The 26,558-nt window shown below is 59.1% G+C and carries 20 protein-coding genes, 1 pseudogene and 1 riboswitch; of the genes and pseudogenes, 16 read left to right on the top strand and 5 right to left on the bottom strand.

Annotation, left to right across the window (positions count from 1 at the left end; all coding sequences use genetic code 11):
* Positions 1 to 382 (bottom strand): annotated as a pseudogene (locus CKW18_RS02535) (IS4 family transposase); the annotation flags it as partial.
* Positions 383 to 1,385: 1,003 nt separating this feature from the next.
* A riboswitch (cobalamin riboswitch) is annotated at positions 1,386 to 1,599 on the top strand.
* 99 nt (positions 1,600 to 1,698) lie between these two features.
* Between CKW18_RS02535 and cobW the strand changes: the two are divergent.
* From cobW to CKW18_RS02505, 6 genes are all read left to right on the top strand, one after another.
* Positions 1,699 to 2,769, top strand: a complete 1,071-nt coding sequence (cobW, locus tag CKW18_RS02530; RefSeq protein WP_090283224.1) for a cobalamin biosynthesis protein CobW — start codon at positions 1,699 to 1,701, stop codon at positions 2,767 to 2,769.
* Positions 2,770 to 2,772: 3 nt separating this feature from the next.
* Positions 2,773 to 6,621, top strand: a complete 3,849-nt coding sequence (gene cobN, locus CKW18_RS02525) for a cobaltochelatase subunit CobN (protein WP_095187306.1) — start codon at positions 2,773 to 2,775, stop codon at positions 6,619 to 6,621.
* Between the two features lie 145 nt (positions 6,622 to 6,766).
* On the top strand, positions 6,767 to 7,771 hold the full coding sequence (locus CKW18_RS02520) for an ATP-binding protein (protein WP_095187311.1): 1,005 nt from the start codon (positions 6,767 to 6,769) through the stop codon (positions 7,769 to 7,771).
* Positions 7,753 to 8,442, top strand: coding sequence for a VWA domain-containing protein (locus tag CKW18_RS02515; RefSeq protein WP_095187305.1), 690 nt, complete (start codon positions 7,753 to 7,755; stop codon positions 8,440 to 8,442). Before CKW18_RS02520 ends, CKW18_RS02515 begins: the two co-directional genes overlap by 19 nt.
* Positions 8,443 to 8,628: 186 nt before the next feature.
* Positions 8,629 to 10,275, top strand: coding sequence for a phospholipase D-like domain-containing protein (locus tag CKW18_RS02510; protein ID WP_095187304.1), 1,647 nt, complete (start codon positions 8,629 to 8,631; stop codon positions 10,273 to 10,275).
* Positions 10,276 to 10,657: 382 nt separating this feature from the next.
* Complete coding sequence (locus tag CKW18_RS02505; protein ID WP_095187303.1) at positions 10,658 to 12,217, top strand: TerC family protein; 1,560 nt, start codon at positions 10,658 to 10,660, stop codon at positions 12,215 to 12,217.
* 155 nt (positions 12,218 to 12,372) lie between these two features.
* Here CKW18_RS02505 and CKW18_RS02500 read toward each other — a convergent pair whose 3' ends face one another.
* The gene (locus CKW18_RS02500) at positions 12,373 to 12,801 is read right to left on the bottom strand and encodes a co-chaperone YbbN (protein WP_095187302.1); all 429 of its coding nucleotides are present in this window, start codon (positions 12,799 to 12,801) and stop codon (positions 12,373 to 12,375) included.
* 272 nt (positions 12,802 to 13,073) lie between these two features.
* Between CKW18_RS02500 and dgt the strand changes: the two genes are divergently transcribed.
* Positions 13,074 to 14,318: a dGTP triphosphohydrolase gene (gene dgt / locus CKW18_RS02495; protein ID WP_218274339.1), complete on the top strand. Its 1,245-nt coding sequence runs from the start codon at positions 13,074 to 13,076 to the stop codon at positions 14,316 to 14,318.
* 54 nt (positions 14,319 to 14,372) lie between these two features.
* Here the strand turns inward: dgt and CKW18_RS02490 are convergent, their stop codons facing one another.
* Positions 14,373 to 15,320: a hypothetical protein gene (locus tag CKW18_RS02490; protein ID WP_095187301.1), complete on the bottom strand. Its 948-nt coding sequence runs from the start codon at positions 15,318 to 15,320 to the stop codon at positions 14,373 to 14,375.
* 315 nt (positions 15,321 to 15,635) lie between these two features.
* Here CKW18_RS02490 and CKW18_RS02485 point away from each other — a divergent pair, with 315 nt between their 5' ends.
* The 8 genes from CKW18_RS02485 to CKW18_RS02450 all read left to right on the top strand — a co-directional run bounded on the left by CKW18_RS02485 (position 15,636) and on the right by CKW18_RS02450 (position 22,319).
* Positions 15,636 to 16,484 carry a transporter substrate-binding domain-containing protein gene (locus CKW18_RS02485; RefSeq protein ID WP_095187300.1) on the top strand — a complete coding sequence of 283 codons (849 nt, stop codon included), beginning with the start codon at positions 15,636 to 15,638 and terminating at the stop codon, positions 16,482 to 16,484.
* Positions 16,485 to 16,536: 52 nt separating this feature from the next.
* Positions 16,537 to 17,199 (top strand): amino acid ABC transporter permease, encoded by a 663-nt coding sequence (locus tag CKW18_RS02480; RefSeq protein WP_095187299.1) that lies wholly within the window; start codon positions 16,537 to 16,539, stop codon positions 17,197 to 17,199.
* Between the two features lie 9 nt (positions 17,200 to 17,208).
* Positions 17,209 to 17,871: an amino acid ABC transporter permease gene (locus tag CKW18_RS02475; protein WP_095187298.1), complete on the top strand. Its 663-nt coding sequence runs from the start codon at positions 17,209 to 17,211 to the stop codon at positions 17,869 to 17,871.
* Entirely contained in the window at positions 17,868 to 18,665 is a 798-nt protein-coding gene (locus tag CKW18_RS02470; protein ID WP_095187297.1) for an amino acid ABC transporter ATP-binding protein, read from the top strand. The genes CKW18_RS02475 and CKW18_RS02470 overlap by 4 nt, the downstream gene beginning before the upstream one ends.
* A gap of 31 nt (positions 18,666 to 18,696) precedes the next feature.
* Positions 18,697 to 19,086 carry a RidA family protein gene (locus CKW18_RS02465; RefSeq protein ID WP_095187296.1) on the top strand — a complete coding sequence of 130 codons (390 nt, stop codon included), beginning with the start codon at positions 18,697 to 18,699 and terminating at the stop codon, positions 19,084 to 19,086.
* A gap of 147 nt (positions 19,087 to 19,233) precedes the next feature.
* Complete coding sequence (locus tag CKW18_RS02460) at positions 19,234 to 19,998, top strand: IclR family transcriptional regulator (protein ID WP_095187295.1); 765 nt, start codon at positions 19,234 to 19,236, stop codon at positions 19,996 to 19,998.
* 43 nt (positions 19,999 to 20,041) lie between these two features.
* Positions 20,042 to 21,256 carry an amino acid deaminase gene (locus tag CKW18_RS02455; protein WP_095187294.1) on the top strand — a complete coding sequence of 405 codons (1,215 nt, stop codon included), beginning with the start codon at positions 20,042 to 20,044 and terminating at the stop codon, positions 21,254 to 21,256.
* A 130-nt stretch (positions 21,257 to 21,386) separates the two neighbouring features.
* A complete protein-coding gene (locus CKW18_RS02450) occupies positions 21,387 to 22,319 on the top strand; it encodes a sugar kinase (RefSeq protein ID WP_095187293.1) in 933 nt (310 codons plus the stop codon).
* Between the two features lie 113 nt (positions 22,320 to 22,432).
* On the opposite strand, the gene CKW18_RS02445 is transcribed toward CKW18_RS02450, so the two are convergent.
* Together CKW18_RS02445 and CKW18_RS02440 are read right to left on the bottom strand one after the other, a co-directional pair.
* Positions 22,433 to 22,708 (bottom strand): peptidylprolyl isomerase, encoded by a 276-nt coding sequence (locus tag CKW18_RS02445; RefSeq protein WP_007912322.1) that lies wholly within the window; start codon positions 22,706 to 22,708, stop codon positions 22,433 to 22,435.
* Between the two features lie 52 nt (positions 22,709 to 22,760).
* Positions 22,761 to 25,298 (bottom strand): PAS domain-containing sensor histidine kinase, encoded by a 2,538-nt coding sequence (locus CKW18_RS02440; protein ID WP_095187292.1) that lies wholly within the window; start codon positions 25,296 to 25,298, stop codon positions 22,761 to 22,763.
* A gap of 132 nt (positions 25,299 to 25,430) precedes the next feature.
* Between CKW18_RS02440 and CKW18_RS02435 the strand changes: the two genes are divergently transcribed.
* Complete coding sequence (locus tag CKW18_RS02435) at positions 25,431 to 26,540, top strand: PilT/PilU family type 4a pilus ATPase (protein WP_095187291.1); 1,110 nt, start codon at positions 25,431 to 25,433, stop codon at positions 26,538 to 26,540.
* The last annotated feature ends 18 nt before the right edge of the window (positions 26,541 to 26,558 follow it).

Genomic DNA, 26,558 nt, shown 5'->3' with positions numbered 1-26,558 from the left:
GTAGAGCGCCCAGACGTTTCTCAGTGGAAGCCAAATGATTGCCGTCCACCACTCGAAGCTGCCAGCCCGGCAACGTTTTGGTGCAGCCCAGCTCCTTGATGGTCGGAGTCAGACGTTGCGCACAACCGGTGACCAGAGCGCGTAACAGCGCAGGTTCAGTACGACTGATCTTGTCGTAGAGGGCAGCCAAACTGACAGGAAGATCTTCCAGTTGCCGCGCGGCGGCGTGCAGTGATGGCTTCAAGCCCAATGAAACAAGGGACATCAGCTTGATGATGGTCGAGAACAGTAGCTCACGAGAATACTGCCGTTGCCGATGCTCTTCGAAGACCTGATCAATCCACTCAGGCGCAATGGCCTGCTCCAGCGCCAATTTGGCCATGACACTGGCAGGTGCTTTTTTCTCGAAACGCGCTAGAACATCGGCCCACATCGTTCGGGTCCTCCTGGCTGAAGTATCAGGGGATTTTACCTAAGACCTTGAAAGGGATGGCCCTTACGGCGAGTCACCTTTTCCAAACGCCGAAAAGGTAACCGAAAAGGCTTTACCCTGACGTTCGGCCCTCGCTTAGGCTCGGGTTCCTTCGCTGCGGGATTGATCCGGGCGCATCGCCTCCGGTTTGCTTCGCTGCACCTCCTCTCGATGTGTTTGGCTTCGCCAAACGGTCGCTGCGCTCCCACCCCCGGATCAACCCCTCCACTCAGCCTGCCGACGGGCGCTCTAAGATCAAAAGCGGTACTCGAGCTTGCGCTCATTGTGTTGAGTGGGGCGGCATGCGCCGCGTGCGGGGGTGTACTTGTTTTCCTATTGGAGCTGGCTTGCCAGCGATGGCGGCCTGACAGCCGACCAAGTTCTGGCGGGTGTACTCGATCCCATTGTGGGAGCGAGCCTGCTCGCGAAGGCGGCCGGACAGCCGACCAAGCTTCGATAGATGTGCTCAACCTCCCTGTAGAAGCTGCCGAAGGCTCGGGCCGCGATCGGACGATCTTTTGATCTGCTTGGCTTTTGATGTGGCTTTTGATTTTTTGCCCCTTCGGCAGGCCGAGCGAAGGTGTCCATCCGGGGGGGGAGGCGCGCAGCGCCGTGCGGCGCAGCCGCATTCATCGAGAGGAGGTGCAGCGAAGCAAACCGTAGGCGATGCCCCCGGATGGACACCGTAGCGAGGGAACACTGAGCCTCAGCGAAGTGCCGTACGCCGGGGCAAAGCCTTTTGGGTTACCTTTTCGGCGTTTGGAAAAGGTGACTCGCTGTAAGAGCCATCCCTTTCAAGGTCTTAGGTAAAATCCCCTGAAAGGGATGGCTGTAAGAGCGAAACCGCCAGCGGCCCCAGCCGCAGCAACGGATATGCCCCCAATCCAAACATTGACCCATCTTCAAGCCATGCGTAGCCTTGCGCTTTCGAGGTTCTTCGGCCCATGCCGAAGCTAAGAAGGGAACGCGGTCAATGCCGCGGCTGCCCCCGCAACTGTGAACGGTGAAGTTCGTTGCCAAGCCACTGCCAGCTCAATCCACAGAGCCCGCGGGAAGGCGCAACGAACGCCAGGCCCAGCGCCTGAACACCGTCAGCCAGGAGACCTGCCTCGTCACAGATTCTCACTACAACCGGGCGGGGTGATCCGGTGGCGAACTCTCCAGGCACGCACGCGCGATGCCGGTTCTCGTCCCGTATGCCCGCCACTTTGCCAAAGGGCATACCGATGAAAACACTGGCCAAACTCCCCGTCACCATCGTCACCGGCTTCCTCGGCTCGGGCAAAACCACGCTGCTACGGCACATGCTCGATAACGCTCAGGGCCGCCGCATCGCAGTGATCGTCAACGAGTTCGGCGAGTTGGGCATTGACGGTGAAATCCTCAAACAGTGCACCATCGGCTGCACCGAAGAAGAAGCCTCCGGTCGCGTTTATGAACTGGCCAACGGCTGCCTGTGCTGCACCGTTCAAGAAGAATTCTTCCCGGTGATGCGCGAGCTGGTGGCACGTCGTGGTGACCTCGACCACATCCTCATCGAAACCTCCGGTCTGGCCCTGCCGAAACCATTGGTGCAAGCCTTTCAGTGGCCGGAAATCCGCAGTGCCTGCACTGTTGATGCGGTGATCACCGTGGTCGACAGCCCGGCCGTGGCCGCCGGCACTTTCGCCGCGTTCCCGGATCAGGTCGACGCCCAGCGCAAACTCGACCCGAACCTGGACCACGAATCGCCACTGCACGAACTGTTCGCTGACCAACTGGCCAGCGCCGATCTGGTCATCCTCAACAAGGCCGACCAGACCAGCCCGGAAGACCTCGCGCGCGTGCGCCTTGAAGTCGCCGAAGAGCTGCCGCCCGCAGTAAAAATCATCGAAGCCAGCAACGGCCGCCTGCCGCTGGACGTGCTGATCGGCCTCGGCGCCGGTTCCGAAGAACACATCGATAGCCGCCACAGCCATCACGATCACCACCACGACGGTGATGACGATCACGACGACCACGATCACGACGCTTTTGATTCGATCTCCATCGAACTGCCGCAAGCTGACGAAAGCCTGCTGCTCGATGCGCTGACGCAACTGGTGGTCCAGCACGGCATCCTGCGTGTGAAGGGCTTCGCGGCGATCCCGAACAAGCCGATGCGCCTGCTGATTCAAGGTGTGGGTACGCGTTTCGACAAGCACTTCGACCGTCAGTGGGGCGCCGATGAGGCGCGCGTCACGCGTCTGGTGTTGATCGGTCAGGAGCTCGACGCGGCGCAACTCGAAGCGCAACTGCGCGCCGCGCTCAGCGTTTAAGCCATGCACCTGCTCAGGACCCAGCCCGGCGGTTTCGTCTCGGATGACAACATTGCCGACCTTGGCCAAACCCCCGCCGAGCTGGTGATCCTGTGCAGCGGTGATTCCAGTCTGGCGCTGCTCGCCGAAGCCGCGCAGCAGTTGCCCGAGGATTATCCGAGCCTGCGTCTGGCCAATCCGATGCAGGTGCAGAATCACGCCTCGGTCGATTTGTACGTCGACGAAGTGTTGCGCCACGCCAAGGTGATCCTGATCTCGCTCCATGGTGGCATTGCTTATTGGCGTTATGGCGTCGAGCGTCTGATCGAGCTGACTGAGCGCGGTGTGCAGGTGATTCTGGTGCCGGGTGACGATCGCCCTGATCCGGAACTCAGCGATCTGAGCACCGTCGCAGCCGAGGATCGCGATCGACTCTGGCAGTTCTTGCGCCAGGGGGGCATGGGCAACGCGCTGGACTTCTTTCGTTGTCTGGCCAACCGTTGGCTGGCCCGCGATTACGTTTGGGGTGAGCCGCAAACGCTGCCGCGCACGGCGATTTACCATCCGCACAAAACTTCTGCCGCACTGAGTGACTGGCAAGCCGAATGGCTGCCCGAGCAACCGGTGGCGGCGGTGCTGTTTTACCGTTCGCACTTGCAAGCGGCGAACACCGCGTTCATCGATATTTTTTGCCAGCGCCTGCAGGCTGCTGGATTGAATCCGTTGCCGATCGCGGTAGCCAGTCTGAAAGAGCCCGGCTGTCTGTCGGTGGTCGAGGACTGGCTGGATGAAGTCGAAGCGGGGGTGATTCTCAACACCACCGGTTTCGCCCAGTCCAGCCCTGAAGCGCCGCATCTGCGGCCGTTTCGTCGCAACATCCCGGTGATCCAGGCGATCTGTGCCCAGGACAACGAGCCGGGCTGGCGCGACAGCGAGCAGGGCCTTGGGCCAAGGGATCTGGCGATGCACATTGCCCTGCCGGAACTCGACGGGCGCATCATCAGCCGGCCGATCAGCTTCAAGGATCTGGCCTGGCGTAGCGAGCGCAGTCAGTCCGATGTGGTCTGCTACCGCGCGCAACCGGAGCGCATGGATTTTGTCGCCGAACTGGCGCGGCGCTGGATCGATCTGGCGCGGGTGCCGAACGCCGAGAAACGCATCGCGTTGATCCTTGCCAATTACCCGACCCGCGACGGACGCATCGGCAACGGCGTCGGCCTCGATACGCCGGCGGCGGCGCTGAATATCCTGCGTGCGTTGCAGGCCGAGGGCTATCCGGTCACGGCAGAGTTGCCCAAAACCGGCACCGAGCTGATCCAGCAATTGCTCGGCGGCGTCAGCAACGATCTGGACACGATTGACCTGCGCCCGTGCCAGCAAAGTCTGGCGATGGACGATTATCTGACGATGTTCAATGCACTGCCTGACGCCAACCGCGCGGCGGTGGTCGAGCGTTGGGGCCCGCCGCAGAACGATCCGATGTGCCGCAACGGGCGCATGATGATCGCCGGTCTGCGTTTGGGCCTGACCTTTGTCGGTATTCAACCGGCGCGGGGTTATCAGGTCGATCCGAGCGCGGTCTATCACGATCCGGATCTGGTGCCGCCCCACGGTTATCTCGCGTTCTATTTCTGGCTGCGCAACACCTATGGCGCCCACGGCGTGATCCACGTCGGCAAGCACGGCAACCTCGAATGGCTGCCGGGCAAAGGTGTCGGACTGTCCGAGAACTGCTGGCCGGATGCGTTGCTCGGGCCGCTGCCGAACATTTATCCGTTTATCGTCAACGACCCGGGCGAGGGCGCCCAGGCCAAACGACGCACACAAGCGGTGATCATCGACCACTTGATGCCGCCGCTGACCCGCGCCGAAACCTATGGCCCGCTGCGTAATCTGGAGCTGTTGGCCGACGAATACTACGAAGCGCAGCTGCTCGATCCGCGCCGTGCCCGCGAGTTGCAACGCGACATTCTGCAACTGGTGCGCGATACGCAAATCGATCGTGAACTGCAGCTCGACGCAGCACTGGACAGCGACGCCGATGCGGCGATCTGGCTGCCGCGGCTCGACACCTACTTGTGTGATCTGAAGGAATCGCAAATCCGCGATGGCCTGCACATCTTTGGCGAGTCGCCGACCGGGCGTTTGCGCATTGATACGTTGCTGGCGTTGCTGCGCATTCCGCGTGGTGACGGCAAGGGCGCGCAGTCGAGTTTGCTGCGCGCATTGGCCAAGGCGTTCGAGTTGGGTTTTGATCCACTCGATTGCGCACTGGCTGATCCGTGGCTTGGCCCGCGTCCGGTTGAGCTGGTATCGTTCAGCGACGAAATCTGGCGCACTGCCGGCGATACCCGCGAACGCCTTGAACTATTCGCTACTGCGTTGATCTGCGAATCCCTGCAAATTCCCTGTGGGAGCGAGCCTGCTCGCGAAGGCGTCGTGTCAGTCGCTAAAGATTTAACTGAACCACCGCTTTCGCGAGCAAGTCCGCTCCCACAGGGGCCGGGCTGGATGGAAGTGAGTGCAATCACCGACCACCTGCGCGAAGTGGTCGCCCCACGCCTCGACGCCTGCGGTCCCGCTGAAATGCGCGGCCTGCTCGACGCCTTGAGCGGCCGTTTCGTCCCGGCAGGCCCGAGTGGCGCACCCAGCCGCGGTCGCCTCGACGTATTGCCCACCGGGCGCAACTTCTATTCGGTCGACGTGCGTAACCTGCCGACCACCACCGCATGGCGCATCGGCTTCCAGTCGGCCGCGCTGATTCTTGAGCGGCACTTGCAGGATCACGGCGATCACTTGCGCCAGCTGGGCTTGTCGGTGTGGGGCACCGCGACCATGCGCACTGGCGGCGACGACATCGCCCAAGCCATGGCGCTGATGGGCGTGCGTCCGGTGTGGGCCACCGGCAGTCAGCGTGTCGATGATTTCGAGATTCTGCCGCTGAGCCTGCTGGATCGCCCGCGTGTCGATGTGACGTTGCGGGTATCCGGATTCTTCCGCGATGCCTTCGCCAACTTGATCCGGCTGTTCGACGCGGCCGTGCAAGCGGTTGCCGCGCTGGACGAGCCGGATGATCTCAACCCCTTGGCCGCCAAAGTGCGCGCAGAACGCGAGGCGCTGCTGCAGTCGGGGCTGGATGAAGAGGCCGCGCGGCGTCAGGCCGGGTGGCGAATCTTCGGCGCCAAACCCGGTGCCTATGGCGCCGGCGTGCAGGGCGCCATCGACGGTCGGCTGTGGCAGAGCCGCGAGGATCTGGCCGAGGTTTACCTGAACTGGGGCGCCTATGCTTATGGCGGTTCCGACGAAGGCACGGCGGCTCGCGAACAATTCGTCCAGCGCCTGAGTCAGGTGCAAGCGGTGTTGCAGAATCAGGATAATCGCGAGCACGACTTGCTCGATTCCAACGATTACTACCAGTTCCAGGGCGGCATGCTCGCGGCCGTGGAAACCCTGCGCGGCGAAGCAGCGGCCAGTTACCACGGCGATCACAGTCAGCCGGATCTGCCGAAGATTCGCACCTTGAAAGAGGAGCTGAACCGGGTGATCCGCTCGCGGGCGGCGAATCCGAAATGGATCGACGGGGTCAAGCGTCACGGCTATAAAGGCGCGTTCGAAATGGCGGCGACGGTTGATAACCTGTTTGCCTTCGACGCCACGACGCAGTTGATCGACGATCATCAATACGCGTTGCTGGCCGATGCGTATCTGCTTGATCCGGCGACGCGTGATTTTGTTCGTGAGCATAATCCGCATGCGCTGCGGGACATGACCGAGCGGATGCTCGAAGCCCAGCAACGCGGGATGTGGCAGGAACCGGGGGCTTATAAAGAGGCTCTCGAAAATCTGCTGCTGGACATAGAAGAAGACACCTGACGCAGCTCATTTCAAATGTGGGAGCGGGCTTGCTCGCGAAAGCGTCGTATCAGACACCCAATGCGTTGAATGACACACCGCCTTCGCGAGCAAGCCCGCTCCCACCGTTTGAAAGCATTTCACCGACCATGACCGAGTAATGACGATGACCGACACCCCACATTTTCCGCTCTCCGCCGTGGTCGGCGCCGACGATCTGAAACTCGCCCTGTGCCTCACCGCCATCGATCCGAAAATCGGCGGCGTACTCATCGAAGGCCCACGCGGTATGGCCAAATCTACCTTGGCCCGTGGCCTTGCGGATCTGCTCGCCAGCGGCCAGTTCGTCACGCTTCCGCTGGGCGCCACCGAAGAACGCCTGGTCGGCACCCTCGACCTCGATGCCGCCCTGAGCGATGGTCGCGCGCAGTTTTCCCCCGGCGTTTTGGCTAAGGCTGATGGCGGCGTGCTCTACGTCGATGAAGTCAACTTGCTGCCTGATCATCTGGTCGATCTGCTGCTCGACGTCGCTGCCAGCGGCACCAACCTGATCGAGCGCGACGGCATTTCCCATCGGCATTCGGCGAAGTTCGTGCTGATTGGCACGATGAACCCGGAAGAGGGCGAGTTGCGCCCGCAACTGCTCGACCGCTTCGGCTTGAACGTCGCCCTCAGCGGCCAAACGGCACCGACCGAGCGCGGGCAAATCATCCGCCGCCGGCTGGATTTTGACAGCGACCCGCACGCGTTCTGCGCTCTGTGGGAAGCCGAGCAGCAAACCCTGCGCGAACGCTGCGAAAACGCCCGCCGCGCCTTGGCCGGCATTCCTCTGGATGATGCGGCGCTGGCGCAAATCACCGAGCGTTGCTTTGCTGCTGGCGTCGATGGGTTGCGTGCCGACCTCGTCTGGTTGCGCGCGGCCCGGGCCCATGCCGCCTGGCGCGGCGCCACGGCCATCGCTGAAGAGGACATCGACGCGGTGGCGGAATTTGCCTTGCGCCATCGTCGTCGCGAACAAACCCCGTCGAGCCCTCAGCAACAACCGGCGCCATCCCCGGCAAACGCGCAGGCCAGCCCCAATGAAGGGCAGGGCCAGTGGGGCGACATGCCGGCCCCGGCACTCGCCACCGGCAGCCGCCGTGAAGTGCCGAGCTGGCCAAAAAAGCCTTAGGCATTCGCCCCCGGTCCGACGCGGGGGCGAATGCCAGACCCCGCGCCGGGCAACTCGATAACGGACGCCTGGGTAAACGTCATGCCGCTCGCAGTGGTTCGGTGAACTGGCCGGGCACGCTGCTCAATGGTCGTCCGCAACGCCGTGAAGATCTGCTGTTTCAACTGCGCACCCGCTCGCCCCATGAGTTGTGGCTGGTGATCGTCGATGCCTCAGCCTCGACGCGCCGGCATAACGCACTGAGCGATGCCAAGGGCTTGCTCGCGCAACTGTTCGATGACGCTTATCGCCAGCGCGCGCGTTTGGCGTTGTTGACCGCCAGTGGAGCGGCGCCGAAGTGGCAGGTGCAAGGGCTGAAGGCCTCAAGCGGTTTGCGCGCCTGGCTGGAGGGGTTGGGCGCCGGCGGCGGCACGCCGTTGCTGGCGGCGCTGGCGCAGGCGCAGCAATGGCTGGCAGTGCGGCGCAAGCGCTTTCCTGCCGAGCAACAGCGTTTGCTGGTGGTGACGGATGGGCGTTTGAAAATGTGGGCAGGGTTACCGGTGCTGGAATGTCCGGGGCTGCTGATCGATATCGAGCGTGGGCCGATCCGGTTGGGCCGGGCAAAGGATCTGGCGGGGGCGCTAGACGCGGAGTATCGGCATATCGACGACCTTGATTCTGGTGTCGTCTGACCGGGCCTCATCGCGGGCAAGCCCGCTCTCACAGGTTTTTCTGCTGAACCCAGGCATTGTGCCCGCCTCGGGAACGGTGGGAGCCGGGCTTGCCCGCGATGGCAGCCACTCGGACTCGGATCTGTTGACCACAATTCGCATCGCTGCTCTATGCTGCACTCCAGCCCCAATCACAAGGAGTGAGCGATGCGAATTCTGGTCAAGAATGCTCAGGACGATTTCCGCGTCAAAGCCTACGCCGGTACTAACGGTGTGCTGTTGACGATGGACCTCGCCGAGCCGCGTCGCCGCGGCCTGCTTGGGTTTGCGATCGAAAAGCAGCAGGGCGCCAAACCGTGGTTGTTCCTGTTCAACAGCCTGACCTTCCCCGGCAAAGCCCACACATTCCCCCAGTTCCACGCCACCCCCAGCGATAAGGCCCCGCTGCAAAAATTCCGCTGGGCCGATTACGCGGTCAATCCGGGGATGACGATTCATTACCGGGTCCACCTGGCTTATGGCACGCCGGATGCGCCGCAACTGGGCGAATCGCTGGAGTTGACCATCACTTCAGACGACGGCCAACCCGCCAATCAACGTCTGATTTTCAACCGCGCCGTGGCCGCCAGTCAGGCGTTCCAGCGCAAATTTCCCGACCTCGATGCGCAGATCAGCGCCAACAGGAACATGCCCATCGAAGCCTGGCCCGATGCCGCACGGCAATGGTTGGAGAACGGCTTGCTCGGGCGTCTGCTGGGGTTTATCGAGCGCGCGGTCGATGGTCAGTGGGCGCTGGACATCGCCATTTATGAGTATCAGTTGCAAGCCATCGTCGATGCGGTGAACGCGGCATTTGAGCGGGGTGTGCAGGTGCGGGTGCTGTATCACGCCCGCGCCGATGACGAAGACACCACGATCAACGAAGCGAGCCTGGCGAAGCTGCCAGCGACGAGCAAGCGTGGACGGGTGACACACAACATCTTCCACAACAAATTCATTGTTCTTAGCCGGATCGACAATGCGGGCGAGCGCCAGCCGCAAGCCGTTTTGTGCGGCAGCACCAATTTCACCGCCAATGGCGTTTATCGTCAGGCCAACGTGGTGCATGTGCTGGACGACGCGAGGGTTAGTGCAAGTTATCTGCAACCCTTTGAGCAGATCTGGGCGCAGCCTGATGCTGTGGGTGTCACTCGCGAGTGGATCACTGAACACAACCCGATGGATGCCGCGCAATCGCTGTTCGCCGGTTTTTCACCGCGCACGGGTGGCGCTGATTTGCGTGAGTTTGTCGAGATCATCACTGCGGCGAAAAAGGACGTGTTGTTCGTCACCGCGTTCGCCTTGCCTGACGCAATCCTCAACGCGCTGCTCGGCCAGCCACACGACGACATTCTGCGTTACGGTCTGCAAAACACTGCCAGCCGCATCACCGGGTTTCACGCCGATCGCAGCGCCGAATTCGCCGCCACCGCGTTACTCAACACCGGTCTGGAAGGCTGGCTGCGCGAAAACATGAAGGGCCAGAAGGGCAATCTGTTGGTGCACACTAAAGCGGTGGTCACTGATTTCACCACGGACAATCCGACCATCATCAGCGGCAGCCACAACCTCAGCGCCTCGGCCAGCAATGGCAATGACGAGAACTACCTGATCATTCGTGGCGATACGGATCTGGCCGATCGTTATGGTCTGGAGTTGCTGCGGTTTTATGAGCATTACCGCTTTCGTTACTTCGCGAAGAAACTGGCGTTGAAGCAGGTGAGTCCGTTGGCGGTGGATGACCATTGGACCAATGATTATTACGTCGAAGGGGGGTTGCGCGAGCTGTCCCGAATGCGCTTTGCCGGACGGTAGCCGTTTTCTCTCTGGCCCCTTCGCGAGCAGGCTCGCTCCCACAGGTGATCGCGTTCCCATGTGGGAGCGGGCTTGCTCGCGAAGAGGTCATCAGTAACCACCCACCTTTACCGCTTACAGATTTTGAAATGATTTCGCACTGTAGGAAAAGTCACTCCAGGCTGTACGCTTCAAGGCCATTTTTCATTCAGGATTTACATGAACACCCTCTCGGAGCCTCCCGGTTATCCATTCCCCTCGCGCCACGGCGCGGTCTTGACGCACTCGCAGCATCCGGTTTTCCGACCCCCGTCTATTGTTGATAACGCGGCCCCAGAGCCTTCGCGTTGCGCTTTGCCGTGTCCGGCAGCCTGAATTTACTGAAGAGAGATCGAGACGTTTTATGGAATGGTTAGCGGATCCCACGGCCTGGTTAGGCTTGTTGACTTTGATCGTGCTGGAACTGGTGCTGGGTATCGACAACCTGGTGTTCATCGCAATCCTGGCGGACAAACTGCCCCCGCATCAGCGTGACCGCGCACGAATCATCGGCCTGTCGTTGGCGTTGATCATGCGTTTGGGCCTGTTGGCGAGTATTTCCTGGCTGGTCACCCTCACGCAGCCGTTGTTCGAGGTGTTCGACAAGAGCTTCTCCGGCCGTGACCTGATCATGCTGTTTGGCGGTGTGTTCCTGTTGTTCAAGGCCACCATGGAGTTGCATGAACGACTCGAAGGCCATGTCGGCGAGCGTACGAGCAACACCACTTACGCACTGTTCTGGCCGATCGTTGCGCAGATCGTTGTGCTGGATGCCGTGTTCTCCCTCGACGCGGTGATTACTGCCGTGGGCATGGTCGATGAGCTGGCGGTGATGATGATCGCAGTGATCATCTCCATCGGCCTGATGATCGTTGCGAGCAAGCCGTTGACGCGTTTCGTCAACGCTCACCCGACGGTGATCATGCTGTGTCTGGGCTTTTTGATGATGATCGGTTTCGCCTTGACCGCCGAAGGTCTGGGCTTCCACATCCCGAAAGGCTACTTGTACGCGGCTATCGGTTTTTCGATCCTGATCGAGGTGTTCAACCAGATCGCTCGCGCTCGACGCAAACGCTCGATGCAGGGCCTGCGCCCGATACGTGAGCGCACCGCTCACGCGGTCATGCGTCTGCTGGGAGGTCGCACGCTGGCGGCGGAAGAAGTCGGCGAGGAGATTTCCGATTTGCTGGATAACGGTGATGCGCCGAGCGCCGAGCTGTTCGACCGTCGCGAGCGAGTGATGATCAGCGGTGTGCTGCAACTGGCCGAGCGGCCGATCCGCCAACTGATGACCGTGCGGGCCGACATCGACAGTATTGACCTGGCAGACGATGCCGAGGCGATTCGTACCAAGTTGATGCACTCGTCCTACTCGCGCCTGCCGCTCATCCGTGATGGCGCCGTGGATGAACCGCTGGGCTTCGTGCACAAGAAGGAACTGCTCAAGGAGTACCTGGCCGGCACCGAGCCGAACCTGGAGCATCTGGCGCGCAAGACCATCAACCTGCTCGACAGCTATTCGATCCTGAACGCGCTGGAACAGATGCGCGCGGCGTCGACCCACATTGCCTTTGTGGTCAACGAGTTCGGCGACTTTGTCGGCGTGCTGACGATGACCGACATTCTCGAGTCGATTGCCGGCGAACTGCCCGATGCCAGCGAGATCGAAGGCCCGGACGTGGTCGAGGAGCAGGGCGGCTTCATGGTCAGTGGCGCATTGAACCTGACGCGAGTTCGCCAGCGCACCGGTTTCGCTGCCGAGCCGACCGAGGATTATCAGACTGTGGCCGGTTTGGTCATGAGCTTGCTGGACCGGCTGCCGATGATGGGTGATCGCCTGGAATATGAAGGCTGGCAGATGACCGTCAAGGCTGTGGAGGAGCGGCGAGTGACGCGGGTGTTGCTGGTGCGCGATTCTGCGTAAGTCAGCATTCTTGCGCTGACGGTGCCGGCCCCTTCGCGGGCAAGCCCGCGCCCACAGTGTCCGCGTCGTACACGAGACGTTGACCCCTGTAGGAGCAGGCTTGCCCGTGAAAGCGATGTGTCAGTCACCGCGACGATGACGGGAAATGCACGGCCTCAAATCACCCGGCGATGCGCACGCGTGATTGTGCAGAGCCCGCTCAACGTGCGGCGCAACCATGGCAGGTCATGTCGTGGCTTGCGCTGCAACAACGGCGCCTTGGTCTTGCCAATATGCCAGGCGAAATCCGCCGCCAATGTTTCCTCCGTGCCAATCCCCTTGAGTTTTTTCACCAGCCTGCCGTTCTGGTAGAACAGCACCGTTGGCGTGCCCGTGACCAGCGGATGGCGCGGCGATTGGCTGGTAATGAGCATGTAGATATTGGCGCGGTGCCGATACTGCTCGGCGATCTGTTTGAAGATCGGCCCGGCCCATTCGCAGGCAGGGCAGCGTTCGTTGGCGAAATACAGGATTACCGGCCGCCAGGTTTTCAAGGCTTTGCGGTAGATCGGAGCCAGAGGTGAACTCGGGTTGTCAGCGTTCATTGAAAACTCCTTTTCAACGAGCTAAGGGGGCTGGTGAGATTAATAGAGGCAAGAAAAAGTGACTACTGTCAGAAATTACAGGTAGGAGCGGGGCAGACTAAAAGCTAAATGCCATCCGCTATCTTGAGTGCTACCTTTCATGGACCCTTATGGTGTCGAAATCTGATGCGCCAGCGCTCACTGGATTTTTGCGTTACGGCGTGATTGGCTAGAGTTACAAAGGGTTTATGCGTATCTGCTGATACGATAAAAAATATTAATAAGGACATTCCATGTACACCAGTAACGAAAACGAAATCTATTCAGCAGAGGCGAGAGAGTTTGCTGAAGAGCAGGAACAACTGGTTAAAGTTCTTGAGTATAGAGTGGCGGACACTCATGACGACAGGGTGCGAGAGGAGTGCATGAGAGATTATGCGAGAGTTCTGTACTCTTCTTCATTCAGACGATTGCAAGGAAAGATGCAATTGTTGGGGGTCAATGCTCATACGTTTAATCGAAACAGGCTTACTCATAGTCTAGAGGTGGCACAGATCGCAAGATCCATCGCCTTTGATTTAGGTTTAAAGAAAACCGTCGTTTCCGAGACATGTTCTCTCGCGCACGATATTGGGAATCCACCGTTTGGGCATTATGGTGAAGTAGTGCTTAACGAGCTTTCAGCGGAAAGCGGCGGGTATGAGGGAAATGCTCAGGCGTTCAGAATATTGAGAACGCTTGAGAAAAAGCATCACTCCTATGATGGTTTGAATCTTACATTGCGAACGATGCTTGGGATTACTAAATATTTTCATAAGAGAAGTGATAACCCAAAAAAATTTCTCTACGATAGTGACTACGATTTTTTGCAAGAAGAATTACATCGTCGCGACGTGTCGGTTAGAAAAAGTATCGATGCTCAGATTATGGATCTGGCCGACGAGATTGCATACGCAGCCCACGATCTCGAAGATGCCCTTAGTTTTAGGGTGGTCACGATTGGTGAAATTCTTCATGAGTTCAAGATTAGCGATAAATATAGTGTGGCTTTCGAGCGGCTTTTCGAGATAGTAGAGTTTTCTCAAGCGGAAGCCCTGAATTGCCATAGGCAAGATACGTCCGAGGAGTATTCGGTTGTTTTAAGAAAGGAACTTACATCAAGAATTGTAAACGCGTTGTGCCGAGATATTGATGTGGTTGAGGTGGATGGGCAAAAATGCTTGGGTTACAAGAATGATTCTATGTTGGCCCTTGGCCTGAAAAAGTTGCTGTTTAAAGCTATATTAAGGAAGAAGGATGTTCAATTGTATGAACGTCGAGGGGAGAAAATAATCAGGGGTTTGTATGAGGTGTATTCGGACGAAAATTACAACAGAGACAACATTCTGCTTCCGCCTGAGCTGCGGGGGCTGCCTGACAGTAAGGGCAGGGTTGTAATTGACTATATCGCGGGCATGATGGACTCCTTTGCTGCTGAGGAGTACGAGAGGTTTTTTGGTAAGGGAAGCTCTGAAGCTATCTATATTAATCGTGGGTGAAAGTACCACGCCTGTAAGTGTGGACTTACAGGCGTGATTTGAGAATCGGATGGGTTATACTTTGTCATGCTGTGAAAGAAATGGGCAGCTGTAGCTGATGTCAATCATGTCGAGGTTTGATATGTGGAAATTTGCATAATCCCCGGATTTGCTTTGCTTTGGTTTTCCATATACAAATATGAAAGCAGTCGGGTGAGCGGCTTCGTGAACCTTCTTTAATCGCGTCGTTATGAGTTTTTTTATTCTATAGTTTTCAATCAGTTGGTCAGGTATCAATATAGTGGTCGTCAGTGATTTTTCACCGCTCTTTAGTTTCTTTTTAAATTTAATTTGGTAAGCGTCGTCGGCCCTGACTCTATTGATATAGGCCCATCCGTAGTAAATTAATGGGCTATTTGAGAGTTCTCCTAAATCATCCTCGCGAATGCTTTGTAGAAAGGATTCGTAAGTTGCGTCGTTGCCTCGGATGGCGATGCGGCGGTGCTTTAATGAGCCATCTTTTTGGTAGCGTAAGTAGCGACTGACTATCTGTCGGACGGAGTAAATGCTACTTGTTCTGCCTGTCTCTCTAAGGCGCGCTAGTGCTTTTTTGCTCGCAGTGCTTGTTTTTCGCTTTCGCTCATCCTGAAGTGGATCGTGGGCTTTTTCGTTATAGTATGATTCAGGACGACTCAGGAAGAATTGATCGACAATTGAGTCGTCAATTGCAGGGTTCTGTCCGCTAGGTAAATTATTTTTTTCATAGATTAAGTTTAGTGGTGTTTTCTGGTCTATCTCGCACTCACTGGAATGGTTTTTTCCAATTATTCGGTAGTGGACAACGACCTTCATATCCTGTGTGTCTTTATCCATGTTTGCGCAAGTTACTTTTGCGGAGCAGTTCGTTCCAGGACACAGAAAGGCTGTTTTATCTTTTATACGATCCGACCAGAAATAATCATAGGCTCGGTCCGCATCAATAAAGTCGTCAGCTTCAATGCTGTAGGCGATATCTAACGCCATAAAATAGTCTCTTCCTTATAGGTGGTGGCTCAATGCTACCTTGAGTGGCGTCTGCTCATCAACACGCACCATTTTGGGAAGTAAATAGCGTAGGCGTGTGGCAAAAGTACCCGATCAGCGTGTCTCTCAGTAGCGTGAATGATCCTTTTCTTCATGGACTCATTTCCTCGGCTCTTCGTATGCTACTGATTTTCAAGTAATTTTAATCCCCCGCAGATTTTCATCCATTCCTGTGGCACACTTTCTGCTGTCTATTCCGTAGTAGCAAGCCGTGTTCCGGTATAGCGGAATAAACACCATCCTGGAGTGCTTGCCATGCATCGCCGACCTTCCTTGTTCAAAGCGTGTGTTTTTGTTCTCGCGGCTTCTTCTGCTGTCATGGGTATGGCCCAGGCAGCCGACAGCAAGCTCGATGCAGTTCTGGCCCGTGGAAAATTGATTGTGGGCACTGGCAGCACCAATGCACCGTGGCATTTCCAGGGCGCGGACGGCAAGTTGCAGGGCTTTGATATCGACATCGCCAGGATGGTGGCCAAAGGGCTGTTCAACGACCCGAGCAAAGTCGAGTTTGTGGTGCAGTCGTCCGATGCGCGGATTCCCAATCTGCTCACCGACAAGGTCGACATGAGCTGCCAGTTCATCACCGTCACTGCCAGCCGCGCCCAGCAGGTGGCGTTTACCCTGCCGTACTACCGCGAAGGCGTTGGCCTGCTGCTGCCGACCAACAGCAAGTACAAGGAAATCGAAGACCTCCAGGCCGGTGGCGACAGCGTCACCGTGGCGGTGTTGCAAAACGTCTATGCCGAAGAATTGGTGCACCAGGCCTTGCCTAAAGCCAAGGTCGATCAGTACGACAGTGTCGACCTCATGTATCAGGCCGTGAACTCCGGCCGCGCCGATGCCGCCGCCACCGACCAGTCTTCGGTCAAATACCTGATGGTGCAGAACCCGGGCCGCTACCGCAGCCCGGCCTATGCCTGGAGCCCGCAGACCTACGCCTGCGCGGTTAAACGCGGCGATCAAGACTGGCTGAACTTCGTCAACACAGCCCTGCATGAAGCCATGACCGGCGTTGAGTTCCCGACTTACGCCGCCTCGTTTAAACAATGGTTTGGCGTGGATCTGCCATCGCCGGCCATCGGTTTCCCTGTCGAATTCAAATGATCCCGTGAGAGCGGGGCGCCGATAACGCGCCCCGCTCAAGGTGCTGCTGACCATGAACTATCAGTTGAACTTTGCCGCCGTGTGGCGCGATTTCGACACCTTGCTGGCGGGGCTCGGTCTGGGCCTTGAACTGGCCTTGGTGTCGATCGCCATTGGCTGCGTGATCGGCCTGCTGATGGCGTTTGCCTTGCTGTCGAAGCATCGCGCTTTGCGGGTGCTGGCATCGGTGTACGTCACGGTGGTCCGTAACACGCCGATTCTGGTGTTGATTCTGTTGATCTACTTTGCGTTGCCAAGTCTTGGGATTCGGCTCGACAAGATCCCCTCGTTCATCATCACGCTGTCGTTGTATGCCGGCGCCTATCTGACCGAAGTGTTCCGCGGCGGTTTGCTGAGCATCCCCAAAGGGCAGCGCGAAGCCGGGCTGGCGATCGGCCTCGGCGAATGGCAGGTCAAGGCCTACGTCACCGTGCCGGTGATGCTGCGCAACGTGTTGCCGGCGCTGTCGAACAACTTCATTTCGCTGTTCAAGGACACCTCGCTGGCCGCCGCGATTGCGGTGCCGGAGCTGACCTATTACGCGCGCAAGATCAACGTCGAGAGCTACCGGGTGATCGAAACCTGGCTGGTGACCACGGCGCTGTATGTCGCGGCCTGTTACCTCATTGCCATGCTGCTGCGTTACTTCGAGCAGCGTCTGGCGATCCGCCGATAGGAGGCAGCAATGTACCAATCTCCCAGTTGGTTGCATGAGTTGTGGGTCGCGCGCGAGCCGCTCTGGCAAGGTTTTCTGACCAGTGTGCAAGTGTCGGCGCTGGCAATCTTGTTCGGCACGTTGCTCGGTGTCGTCACCGGTCTGGTGCTGACTTACGGCCGCTTCTGGATGCGCGCGCCGTTTCGCTTTTACGTCGACATCATTCGCGGCACCCCGGTGTTTGTGCTGGTTTTGGCTTGCTTCTACATGGCCCCGGCACTGGGCTGGCAGATCAGCGCGTTTCAGGCCGGTGCCTTGGGTCTGACGCTGTTTTGCGGCTCACACGTTGCCGAGATTGTGCGCGGCGCGTTGCAAGCGTTGCCTCGTGGGCAGATGGAAGCCAGCAAGGCCATCGGCCTGACGTTTTATCAATCGCTCGGTTACGTGCTGTTGCCTCAAGCGTTGCGGCAGATCCTGCCGACCTGGGTCAATTCGTCTACCGAAATCGTCAAGGCCTCGACCTTGCTCTCGGTGATCGGCGTGGCCGAATTGCTCCTCAGCACCCAACAGATCATCGCCCGGACCTTCATGACACTGGAGTTCTATCTGTTCGCCGGTTTTCTGTTCTTCGTCATCAACTACGGCATCGAATTACTCGGCCGGCACATTGAAAAGCGGGTGGCCTTGCCATGACTGAAGCTCAAGTTTCCAACGCTGCAAACAGCCAGCCGCTGCTGGATATTCGCGGTCTGCACAAGCAATACGGCGCGGTCGAAGTGCTCAAGGGTGTCGACCTCAGCATGCAACGCGGCAACGTCGTGACGCTGATCGGTTCCAGCGGCTCGGGTAAAACCACGCTGCTGCGCTGCGTGAACATGCTCGAAGAATTCCAGGGCGGGCAGATCCTGCTTGAGGGCGAATCGATAGGCTATGACGAGGTCAACGGTAAGCGCGTGCGCCATGGCGAAAAAGTCATCGCACGGCATCGCGCCATGACCGGCATGGCGTTCCAGCAATTCAACCTGTTTCCGCACCTGAGCGCGTTGCAGAACGTTACCCTGGGCTTGCTCAAGGTGAAGAAGATGCACAAGGACGAAGCCGTGGTGCTGGCCGAGAAATGGCTGGAGCGGGTCGGCCTGCTGGAGCGGCGCAATCACTTTCCCGGCCAGTTGTCCGGCGGCCAGCAACAGCGCGTGGCGATTGCCCGGGCGATTGCGATGAACCCGAGCCTGATGCTGTTTGACGAGGTCACTTCAGCGCTTGACCCGGAACTGGTCGGCGAAGTGCTCAATGTGATCAAGGGCCTCGCCGAAGACGGCATGACCATGTTGCTGGTGACCCACGAAATGCGTTTCGCCTTCGAGGTCTCGGACAAAATCGTTTTCATGAATCAGGGGCGGATCGAAGAGCAGGGGCCTCCCAAGGCGCTGTTCGAACGCCCGCAATCGCCGCGTCTGGCTGAGTTTCTGAAAAGCACGCGGTTCTGAATTTTCACTTTTGTAATCAGGAGAAACACTCATGAGCATTAAGCGTTACGGTACCGGCAGCACTGCCGCTGGCGGTCAGCCTCGTCCATTCGCCCGCGCCGTGGAAGCGGATGGCTGGCTACACGTATCCGGCCAGGTGCCGGCGGTAGATGGCGAGATCATTGTTGGCGGCATCGTCGAGCAGACCCACCAGACCATGAAGAACCTGATCGCAATTCTTGAAGAGGCCGGTTATGGCCTGGAAGATGTCGTGCGTGTCGGCGTGTGGCTGGATGATCCGCGTGACTTCAGCAGTTTCAACAAGGTCTTCGGCGAGTACTTCAAGCCGGAACACGCGCCGGCACGGGCCTGTGTACAGGCGAGCATGATGGTGGATTGCAAGGTTGAGATTGATTGCATCGCCTACAAGAAGAAACCCTGAAATCTGTGCTGACTTCTTCGCGAGCAGGCTCGCTCCCACATTTGAAATGCATTCCCCTGTGGGAGCGAGCCTGCTCGCGAAAGCGGTCTACCAAGCGACGCAATACTCTCGGTAAACTCCCGGCGACTTTGAATGGGAACCACTGACATGACCGAAGACACCATCAAACGCCGGGCACGCGGTCTGGACCGGGCGTTCGATATCCTCGACTTCCTCAAGGAGATCGGCCAGCCGCTGCGCCCGAACGACATCGCCAACGGCATCGGCAGCCCGAAATCGACGGTCTACGAACTGGTCGCCTCATTGCTGGAACGGCGGATTCTGGAACCGGTGGGCAAGGACGGTCACGTCTATCTCGGTCGCCAGTTGTACTTCCTCGGCCAGGCGCATCTGCGTCATTTCGACCTCAGCCGCGAGGCCGATCACGCCTTGCAGGAGATCGTCAGCCAGACCCATGAAACGGCGCAGATGTGCCTGCTCAACGGGCGCAAATACACCGTGGCGCTGATGAAGGAGGGCGAGCGGCATTTCCGTATTTCGTCCGACATCGGCGAGAACGCACCGATCCCGTGGACCGCATCCGGGCGCCTGCTACTGGCGCATCTGAGCGATCAGCAGATCATCGACCTGATCGACGAAGACGACTACATCCTGCCCGACGGCGAACGCCTGCCGCTGGAACGCTTTCTGGCGGAAATCCGTCAGGCCGGCATCGATGGATTCTTCTCCTTCGACAGCGTCGCCGACACCTTCACCCATTGCTTCGCCGCGCCGGTCAAAGACCCACACGGCGTAGCCATCTGCACTCTGTGCATCGTCGCCCCACGGGCCGATGCGAAGAACAATTACAACGACTATCGCCGGGTGCTGATCGAGAGCGCCAACAGCCTCGCCCGGCGCATCAACGAATAACCGCGACTGCCTGCAGCCGCGAATGAATGCGAGGAGTTTGACCATGACGACTGCCATCAATACTGCTGTGGAAAAGGGCGACGCCGCCATCGACGCGCACCTGGTGCGGGACATCAGCCTGCCGGCGCTGGTGCTGCACCGCGAGGCGCTGGAGCACAACATTCGCTGGATGCAGAAGTTCGTCAGCGACAGCGGCGCCGAACTGGCGCCCCACGGCAAGACCAGCATGACCCCGGCGTTGTTCAAGCGTCAGCTCGACGCTGGCGCGTGGGGCATCACCCTTGCCAGCGCGACCCAGACCCGTGCGGCTTATGCCCACGGCGTGCGTCGGGTGCTGATGGCCAACCAATTGGTCGGCACGCCGAACATGGCGCTGATTGGCGATCTGCTGGCGGATCCGTCATTTGATTTCTATTGCATGGTCGATCACCCGGCCAACGTTGCCGATCTTGGCGCCTACTTTGCTTCGCGCGGCGTGAAACTCAACGTGATGATTGAGTACGGTGTGGTCGGCGGTCGTTGCGGGTGTCGCAGCGAGCAGGAAGTCATCGAACTGGCCAAGGCGATCAACGCGCAGCCAGCGCTGGCGCTGACCGGTATCGAAGGTTACGAAGGCGTTATTCATGGCGATCATGCGGTTAGCGGTATTCGCGAGTTCGCCGCGTCGCTGGTGCGTCTGGCGGTGCAATTGCAGGACAGCGGCGCGTTTGCCATTCCCAAGCCGATCATCACCGCCTCGGGTTCGGCGTGGTATGACTTGATCGCCGAGTCGTTCGAAGTGCAGAACGCGGGCGGGCGTTTCCTCAGCGTGTTGCGTCCGGGCAGTTACGTGGCGCACGACCATGGCATCTACAAAGAGGCGCAGTGCTGCGTGCTCGATCGTCGTAGCGATTTGCACGAAGGGCTGCGCCCGGCGCTGGAAGTCTGGGCGCACGTCCAGTCGCTGCCGGAGCCGGGGTTTGCGGTGATTGCGCTGGGCAAACGTGATGTGGCATACGATGCCGGGTTGCCGGTGCCGTTATTGCGTTACAAGGCTGGTGTGGTGCCGGCGGTGGGCGACGATGTTGGCGCCTGCAAGGTCACGGCGGTGATGGATCAGCATGCGTTCATGACGGTGGCGCCGGGGGTTGAATTGCGGGTCGGGGACATTATTTCCTTTGGTACGTCGCACCCGTGCCTGACTTTTGATAAATGGCGTGTGGGCTTGCTGGTGGATGAGCAGTTGTCGGTGATTGAAACCATGGAGACTTGTTTCTAAGGCTCTAGACCGAGGCGCCGCCATTCGCGAGCAGGCTCGCTCCCACAGGGATCGAACTCTAACTGTGGGAGCGAGCCTGCTCGCGAAAGCGCTTGTCCAGACACCATTGATCAACCAGAGACACCACAAAATGACCACCCTCAGCCCCTTGGGCCCCAACACCCCACGCATTGCCCTGATCGGCGAATGCATGATCGAACTGCAGCAGCGCGCCGATGGCAGCCTGCAGCAAAGCTTCGGCGGTGACACCCTCAACACCGCTGTCTACCTCTCCCGCGCTTTGGGCGACAAGGCTCAGGTCGATTACGTCACCGCGCTGGGCGATGACAGCTTCAGCGATGCCATGTGCCAGATCTGGACCAGCGAAGGCATTGGCCTCGATCTCGTACAACGCCTGCCGGGCCGTTTGCCGGGCCTGTATTGCATCCAGACCGACGCCAACGGCGAGCGGCGCTTTCTCTACTGGCGCAACGAAGCGGCGGTGCGTGATTGCTTCACCACCCCGGCCGCCGAACCGATTCTGGCGGCGTTGCCGGATTATGACGTGCTGTATTTCAGTGGCATCACCCTGGCCGTACTCGGTGCGCAGGGCCGCGAAAGGTTGATCCAGACCTTGCTCGAAGCGCGCCAGCGCGATGCTCGAATCGTCTTCGACAACAACTATCGGCCCCGTCTGTGGGCGTCACCCGAAGACGCACGAGCGGCCTATCGCAGCGTGTTGCCGCACATTGATCTGGCATTGCTGACGCTGGATGACGAGCAGGCGCTGTTCGGTTTTGCTGACTCCGAGACCGTGTTTGAGGCTTATGCGCATATCGGCACGCCAGAAGTGGTGCTCAAGCGTGGCGCTGAAGCCTGTTTGATTCGCTGTGATGGCGAGTCATTCGAGGTGCCGGCGCAGAAGGTTGAAACGGTGGTGGACACCACGGCGGCGGGGGATTCGTTCAGTGCGGCGTATCTGGCCAGTCGACTATCGGGTGGCAGTCCGGCGGAGGCTGCCGAGGCCGGCCACCGACTGGCAAGCCAAGTGATTCAAGTGCCGGGTGCGTTGATTGCGAAGTAAACGCTGAATGGCCGCTTGCTGCGCAATCGGTTCGCGAGCAAGCCCGCTCCCACATTGGAATACGTTCTCCTGTGGGAGCGAGCCTGCTCGCGAAGGGGGCCGAAAGCCATCCCCTAATCGCGGTAAAACACCTGCACCAGGTGATAACCGAATTTGCTCTTGATCGGCCCATGCACGGTGCGCAAAGGCTTCTTGAAAATCACCGCATCAATCGCGCCGACCATTTGCCCCGGCCGCACTTCACCCAGATCACCGCCGCGCTTGCCGGACGGGCAGGTGGAAAATTTCTTCGCCAGCACATCAAACGCTTCGCCCTTGGCGATGCGCTGTTTGAGCTGTTCGGCTTCTTCGGCGGTTTTCACCAGAATATGGCGGGCTTGGGCTTTCATCTTGCGGTACCTGATAACGGGGTGACGGCGGGGCGCGCGATTATGCCTCAAGTCACGCGGTTTGGTTGATCATCATGCGAATCTTGCTGGCCAGCAGTTCAATCGAAAACGGTTTGGCGACCATGTCCATGCCGTCCTCGAGAAAACCCTGTCGCTCGGCGGCTTTTTGCGCGTAACCGGTCATGAACAACACCTTCAGGCCCGGGCGATGCTGGCGGGCGATTTCCGCCAATTGCCGGCCGTTCATGCCCGGCAGGCCGACGTCGGTCACCAGCAGATCCACGCGTAACGCCGATTCCAGCAGCGGCAGGGCGGTCTTGGCATCTTCGGCTTCGTGAGCCTGGTAACCCAGCTCCTTGAGCAGGTCGAGCACCAGCATGCGCACCGCCGGATCGTCCTCGACCACCACCACCGTTTCGCCGGTTTCGGCGGCTGCCGATTGCAGCGCCGGCGCGCTGGCCGGACGCTCGGGCTCCAGGCCGAACATTCGTGGCAAGAACAGCCGCACAGATGTGCCTTGGCCCGGCAGGCTGTCGAGGCTGATGTGGCCGCCTGACTGCTGGGCAAAACCATAAATCATCGACAGACCGAGGCCGGTGCCCTGACCGATCGGTTTAGTGGTGAAGAACGGATCAAATGCCTTGGCTTTGACCGACGGCGTCATGCCAGTCCCGTTATCGCTCACCGCGAGCATCAGGTAGTCGCCGGCCTTGACCGGTTCCAGCGTGGTGATGTCGCTGCCGTCGAGGTAGACGTTGGCCGTTTCGATCAGCAGTTCACCGCCCTCTGGCATGGCGTCGCGGGCGTTGATCACCAGGTTGAGCAGGGCGTTTTCCAGTTGACTGACGTCGGTGCTGACCGGCCACAGGTCATCGGCCAGCCGCAGTTTGAGGTCGATCGGGTCGCCTTTGGTGCGGCGGATCAGATCTTCCAGTGAGTGAATCAGCTCGTTGACGTTCAGTTGCTTGCGATCCAGCGACTGCCGCCGCGAGAACGCCAGCAACCGGTGGGTCAATGCGGCGGCGCGGTTGGCCGAGGCCACGGCGGCCTCAGTGAAGCGGCCAATCTCATTGGCGCGACCGTTGGCGATGTAACGCTGCATCAGGTCGAGGCTGCCAATGATCCCGGTGAGCATGTTGTTGAAGTCATGGGCGATACCGCCGGTGAGTTGACCGACCGCTTCCATTTTCTGCGCATGACGCAGGGCGTCCTCGGCGCGTTCGCGTTCGAACATCTCGTTCTGCAGACGCTGGTTGGCCTGGGCCAGTTGCTCGGTGCGGGCAGTGACCCGCTCCTCCAGGGTTTCGTTAAGGTTGCGCAGCGCTTCTTCGGTTTTCTTGCGTTCGCTTTCGTCGATCACAAAGATGTAAAAGCCGTTGACCGCACCGTCGGCACCGTAGCGTGGCAGGTAATTCATCAGGGCATGGCGGTTGCTGCCATCGCGGTGCGGGGTGTACAGGCTGAATGAGCAGGAGCGCCCGGCCAGCGCCTCGGCAATGTACGGTGCGCGCAGAAAATAGGCTTCCTCACCGATCACTTCGCGAATCGTCCGGCCGTAGAGCTCCTGTGGCGTCAAACCGTACCAGTCGAGGTAGGCCGCGTTGTTCAGGCGAAACCGCTCCTCGCAGTCGACGTAGCTGATCAGGATCGGCATGGCGTTGATGATCAACTGCAATTCGGTCTGGCTCTGACGCAGCGCCTGCTCGGTGTTTTTGCGTTCGGTCAGGTCCAGTGCGGCGCCGAGGAAACGCACCGGTCGGCCATGGTGATCCTTGTAGCAGCGCCCGCGCGCGAATACCCAGCGCAACTCGCCATTGGCTTGCAGCAAGCGATATTCCTCGGCGTATTCGGTGCCATGGGTGATGCAATGCTTGATGCTGCGCGCGATCATGGCGCGGTCTTCGGGGTGCACGCCTTGCAGGTAATCGCTGATCGGCAACTGCCCGGCCTGCGCCGGATCGATGCCGTGCAGCTGGGCGAAGTGCGCGTCAGCGATGAAGCGGTCTTCGCCGATGTCCCAGTCCCAGGTGCCGACGGCGTCGGTGGCGGCCAGCGCCAGTTGCAGGCGCTCTTCGGTTTCCCGTTGCACGCGCAGGCTTTCATCGGAGCGTTGTTGCAGTTCCAGAGCGATGCGCCGGCGTTCATTGGTTTCGATGGCGGTCACGAGAATACCGGCGACCTCGGCGGTTTCATCGCGAATCGGGCTGTAGGTCAGGTCGAGCCAGAAGTCGGCCTCCTTGCCATCGCGTTGCAGAGTGAAACGTCGCTCGCTGTAAGTGCGCACCTGGCCTTGCAGGACGGCGCGGTAAATCGGGTCAGTGAAGTCGTGCAGTTCCGGCCATGTCTGGTGCGCTGGCTGGCCGAACGCATAGGGATGCTTGCTGCCGGCGAGCAGGGCAAAGCCGTTGTTATAAATCTGCGTGAGTTGCGGCCCCCACAGCAACAGCATCGGCATCGGCGAGTGCAGCACGATGTCGACCGCCGTGCGCAGGCTTTGCGGCCAGGTGCTGGAGGCGCCCAGCGGGCTGTTGCTCCAGTCTGTGCGGGCAATCAGCGCCTGAGCGTCGTCGTTGGCGGGTGTAGCATTCATCACGTGAGTCCTGAGCGTCAGTCGGTAAGGCAGCGTCTACTATTGTTGCAAAGCGGTAGACGCAGTATGGCCCGTCGCGTCACGCGTCTGGCCATCTTCTGATCATTGAATGCTTCGCAGGTCATTTTTGCCATGGAAATCGATGCACTGTTGCAACAACTGGCCAGCCGGCATGGCTCCGATCTGTACCTGTCGACCGGCGCGCCGCCCAGTGCGCGTTTCCAGGGCGTGCTGAGCGCGCTGGGTGAGCAGCCTTTGAAACCCGGTGAAGTCGCCGCCATCGCCAACACCCTGATGGACGCCGAGCAGCGCAAGGAGTTCGACCGCGATCTGGAAATGAACCTGGCGATTTCACGGCCGGGCATCGGCCGCTTCCGGGTGAACCTGTTCAAACAGCGTAACGATGTGTCGATCGTGATCCGCAATGTCAAACTCGATATTCCCCGCTTCGAAGACCTCAAACTGCCGCCGGTGCTGCTCGAAACGGTGATGCTCAAGCAAGGCCTGATCCTGTTCGTCGGCGCCACCGACTCCGGCAAATCGACATCGCTGGCAGCGCTGATCGACTATCGAAACCGGCACAGTGCCGGGCACATCATCACCATCGAAGACCCGATCGAGTACATCCACCGGCACCAGTTGTCGATCATCAATCAGCGCGAAGTCGGCGTCGACACGCGCAGTTTTCATGCGGCGCTGAAGAACACCTTGCGCCAGGCCCCGGACGTGGTGCTGATCGGCGAAATCCGTGATCGCGAGACCATGGAACACGCGTTGGCGTTTGCCGAAACCGGACATTTGGTGCTCTCGACCTTGCACGCCAACAATGCCAATCAGGCGCTGGAGCGCATCATCAATATGTTCGCCGAAGAACGTCGTGCGCAGTTGCTGCATGCCTTGGGCAACAATCTGAAAGCATTTGTCTCGCAGCGCTTGGTGCGCACTGTTGACGGGCAACGCAGGGCCGCGGTTGAGGTGATGCTGGGTACGCCGACGATTGCTGATTTGATCCGCCGCAATGAATTGGGTGAGTTGAAAACGATCATGGATAAGTCAGCAGAATCCGGGATGCAAACGTTTGATGCTGCACTTTATAAGTTGGTGGTGGAGGGGGTTGTTGTTGAGAGTGAAGCGCTGAAATATGCAGACTCTATTAATGATTTAAGGTTGCGCCTGAAACTTCACGCCGATTCGGGTGGGGCGGTTGTCGGTAATTCGGGAAGTTGGGAGGTGTTGGATTAGAGTTGGTAGATTTTGTTT

The organism is Pseudomonas sp. Irchel 3E19, assembly GCF_900187585.1.
GTDB classification, from domain to species: Bacteria; Pseudomonadota; Gammaproteobacteria; order Pseudomonadales; family Pseudomonadaceae; genus Aquipseudomonas; species Aquipseudomonas baetica.
This window is presented reverse-complemented; position numbering and strand designations above follow the sequence as displayed.

What these genes read in the sequence shown, in the direction of transcription:
- cobW (WP_090283224.1), top strand. Translation starts at nt 1,699, where the DNA reads ATGAAAACACTGGCCAAACTCCCCGTCACCATCGTCACCGGCTTCCTC.
- cobN (WP_095187306.1), top strand. Translation starts at nt 2,773, where the DNA reads ATGCACCTGCTCAGGACCCAGCCCGGCGGTTTCGTCTCGGATGACAAC.
- CKW18_RS02520 (WP_095187311.1), top strand. Translation starts at nt 6,767, where the DNA reads ATGACCGACACCCCACATTTTCCGCTCTCCGCCGTGGTCGGCGCCGAC.
- CKW18_RS02510 (WP_095187304.1), top strand. Translation starts at nt 8,629, where the DNA reads ATGCGAATTCTGGTCAAGAATGCTCAGGACGATTTCCGCGTCAAAGCC.
- CKW18_RS02505 (WP_095187303.1), top strand. Translation starts at nt 10,658, where the DNA reads ATGGAATGGTTAGCGGATCCCACGGCCTGGTTAGGCTTGTTGACTTTG.
- CKW18_RS02500 (WP_095187302.1), bottom strand. Translation starts at nt 12,801, where the DNA reads ATGAACGCTGACAACCCGAGTTCACCTCTGGCTCCGATCTACCGCAAA.
- dgt (WP_218274339.1), top strand. Translation starts at nt 13,074, where the DNA reads ATGTACACCAGTAACGAAAACGAAATCTATTCAGCAGAGGCGAGAGAG.
- CKW18_RS02490 (WP_095187301.1), bottom strand. Translation starts at nt 15,320, where the DNA reads ATGGCGTTAGATATCGCCTACAGCATTGAAGCTGACGACTTTATTGAT.
- CKW18_RS02485 (WP_095187300.1), top strand. Translation starts at nt 15,636, where the DNA reads ATGCATCGCCGACCTTCCTTGTTCAAAGCGTGTGTTTTTGTTCTCGCG.
- CKW18_RS02480 (WP_095187299.1), top strand. Translation starts at nt 16,537, where the DNA reads ATGAACTATCAGTTGAACTTTGCCGCCGTGTGGCGCGATTTCGACACC.
- CKW18_RS02475 (WP_095187298.1), top strand. Translation starts at nt 17,209, where the DNA reads ATGTACCAATCTCCCAGTTGGTTGCATGAGTTGTGGGTCGCGCGCGAG.
- CKW18_RS02470 (WP_095187297.1), top strand. Translation starts at nt 17,868, where the DNA reads ATGACTGAAGCTCAAGTTTCCAACGCTGCAAACAGCCAGCCGCTGCTG.
- CKW18_RS02465 (WP_095187296.1), top strand. Translation starts at nt 18,697, where the DNA reads ATGAGCATTAAGCGTTACGGTACCGGCAGCACTGCCGCTGGCGGTCAG.
- CKW18_RS02460 (WP_095187295.1), top strand. Translation starts at nt 19,234, where the DNA reads ATGACCGAAGACACCATCAAACGCCGGGCACGCGGTCTGGACCGGGCG.
- CKW18_RS02455 (WP_095187294.1), top strand. Translation starts at nt 20,042, where the DNA reads ATGACGACTGCCATCAATACTGCTGTGGAAAAGGGCGACGCCGCCATC.
- CKW18_RS02450 (WP_095187293.1), top strand. Translation starts at nt 21,387, where the DNA reads ATGACCACCCTCAGCCCCTTGGGCCCCAACACCCCACGCATTGCCCTG.
- CKW18_RS02445 (WP_007912322.1), bottom strand. Translation starts at nt 22,708, where the DNA reads ATGAAAGCCCAAGCCCGCCATATTCTGGTGAAAACCGCCGAAGAAGCC.
- CKW18_RS02440 (WP_095187292.1), bottom strand. Translation starts at nt 25,298, where the DNA reads ATGAATGCTACACCCGCCAACGACGACGCTCAGGCGCTGATTGCCCGC.
- CKW18_RS02435 (WP_095187291.1), top strand. Translation starts at nt 25,431, where the DNA reads ATGGAAATCGATGCACTGTTGCAACAACTGGCCAGCCGGCATGGCTCC.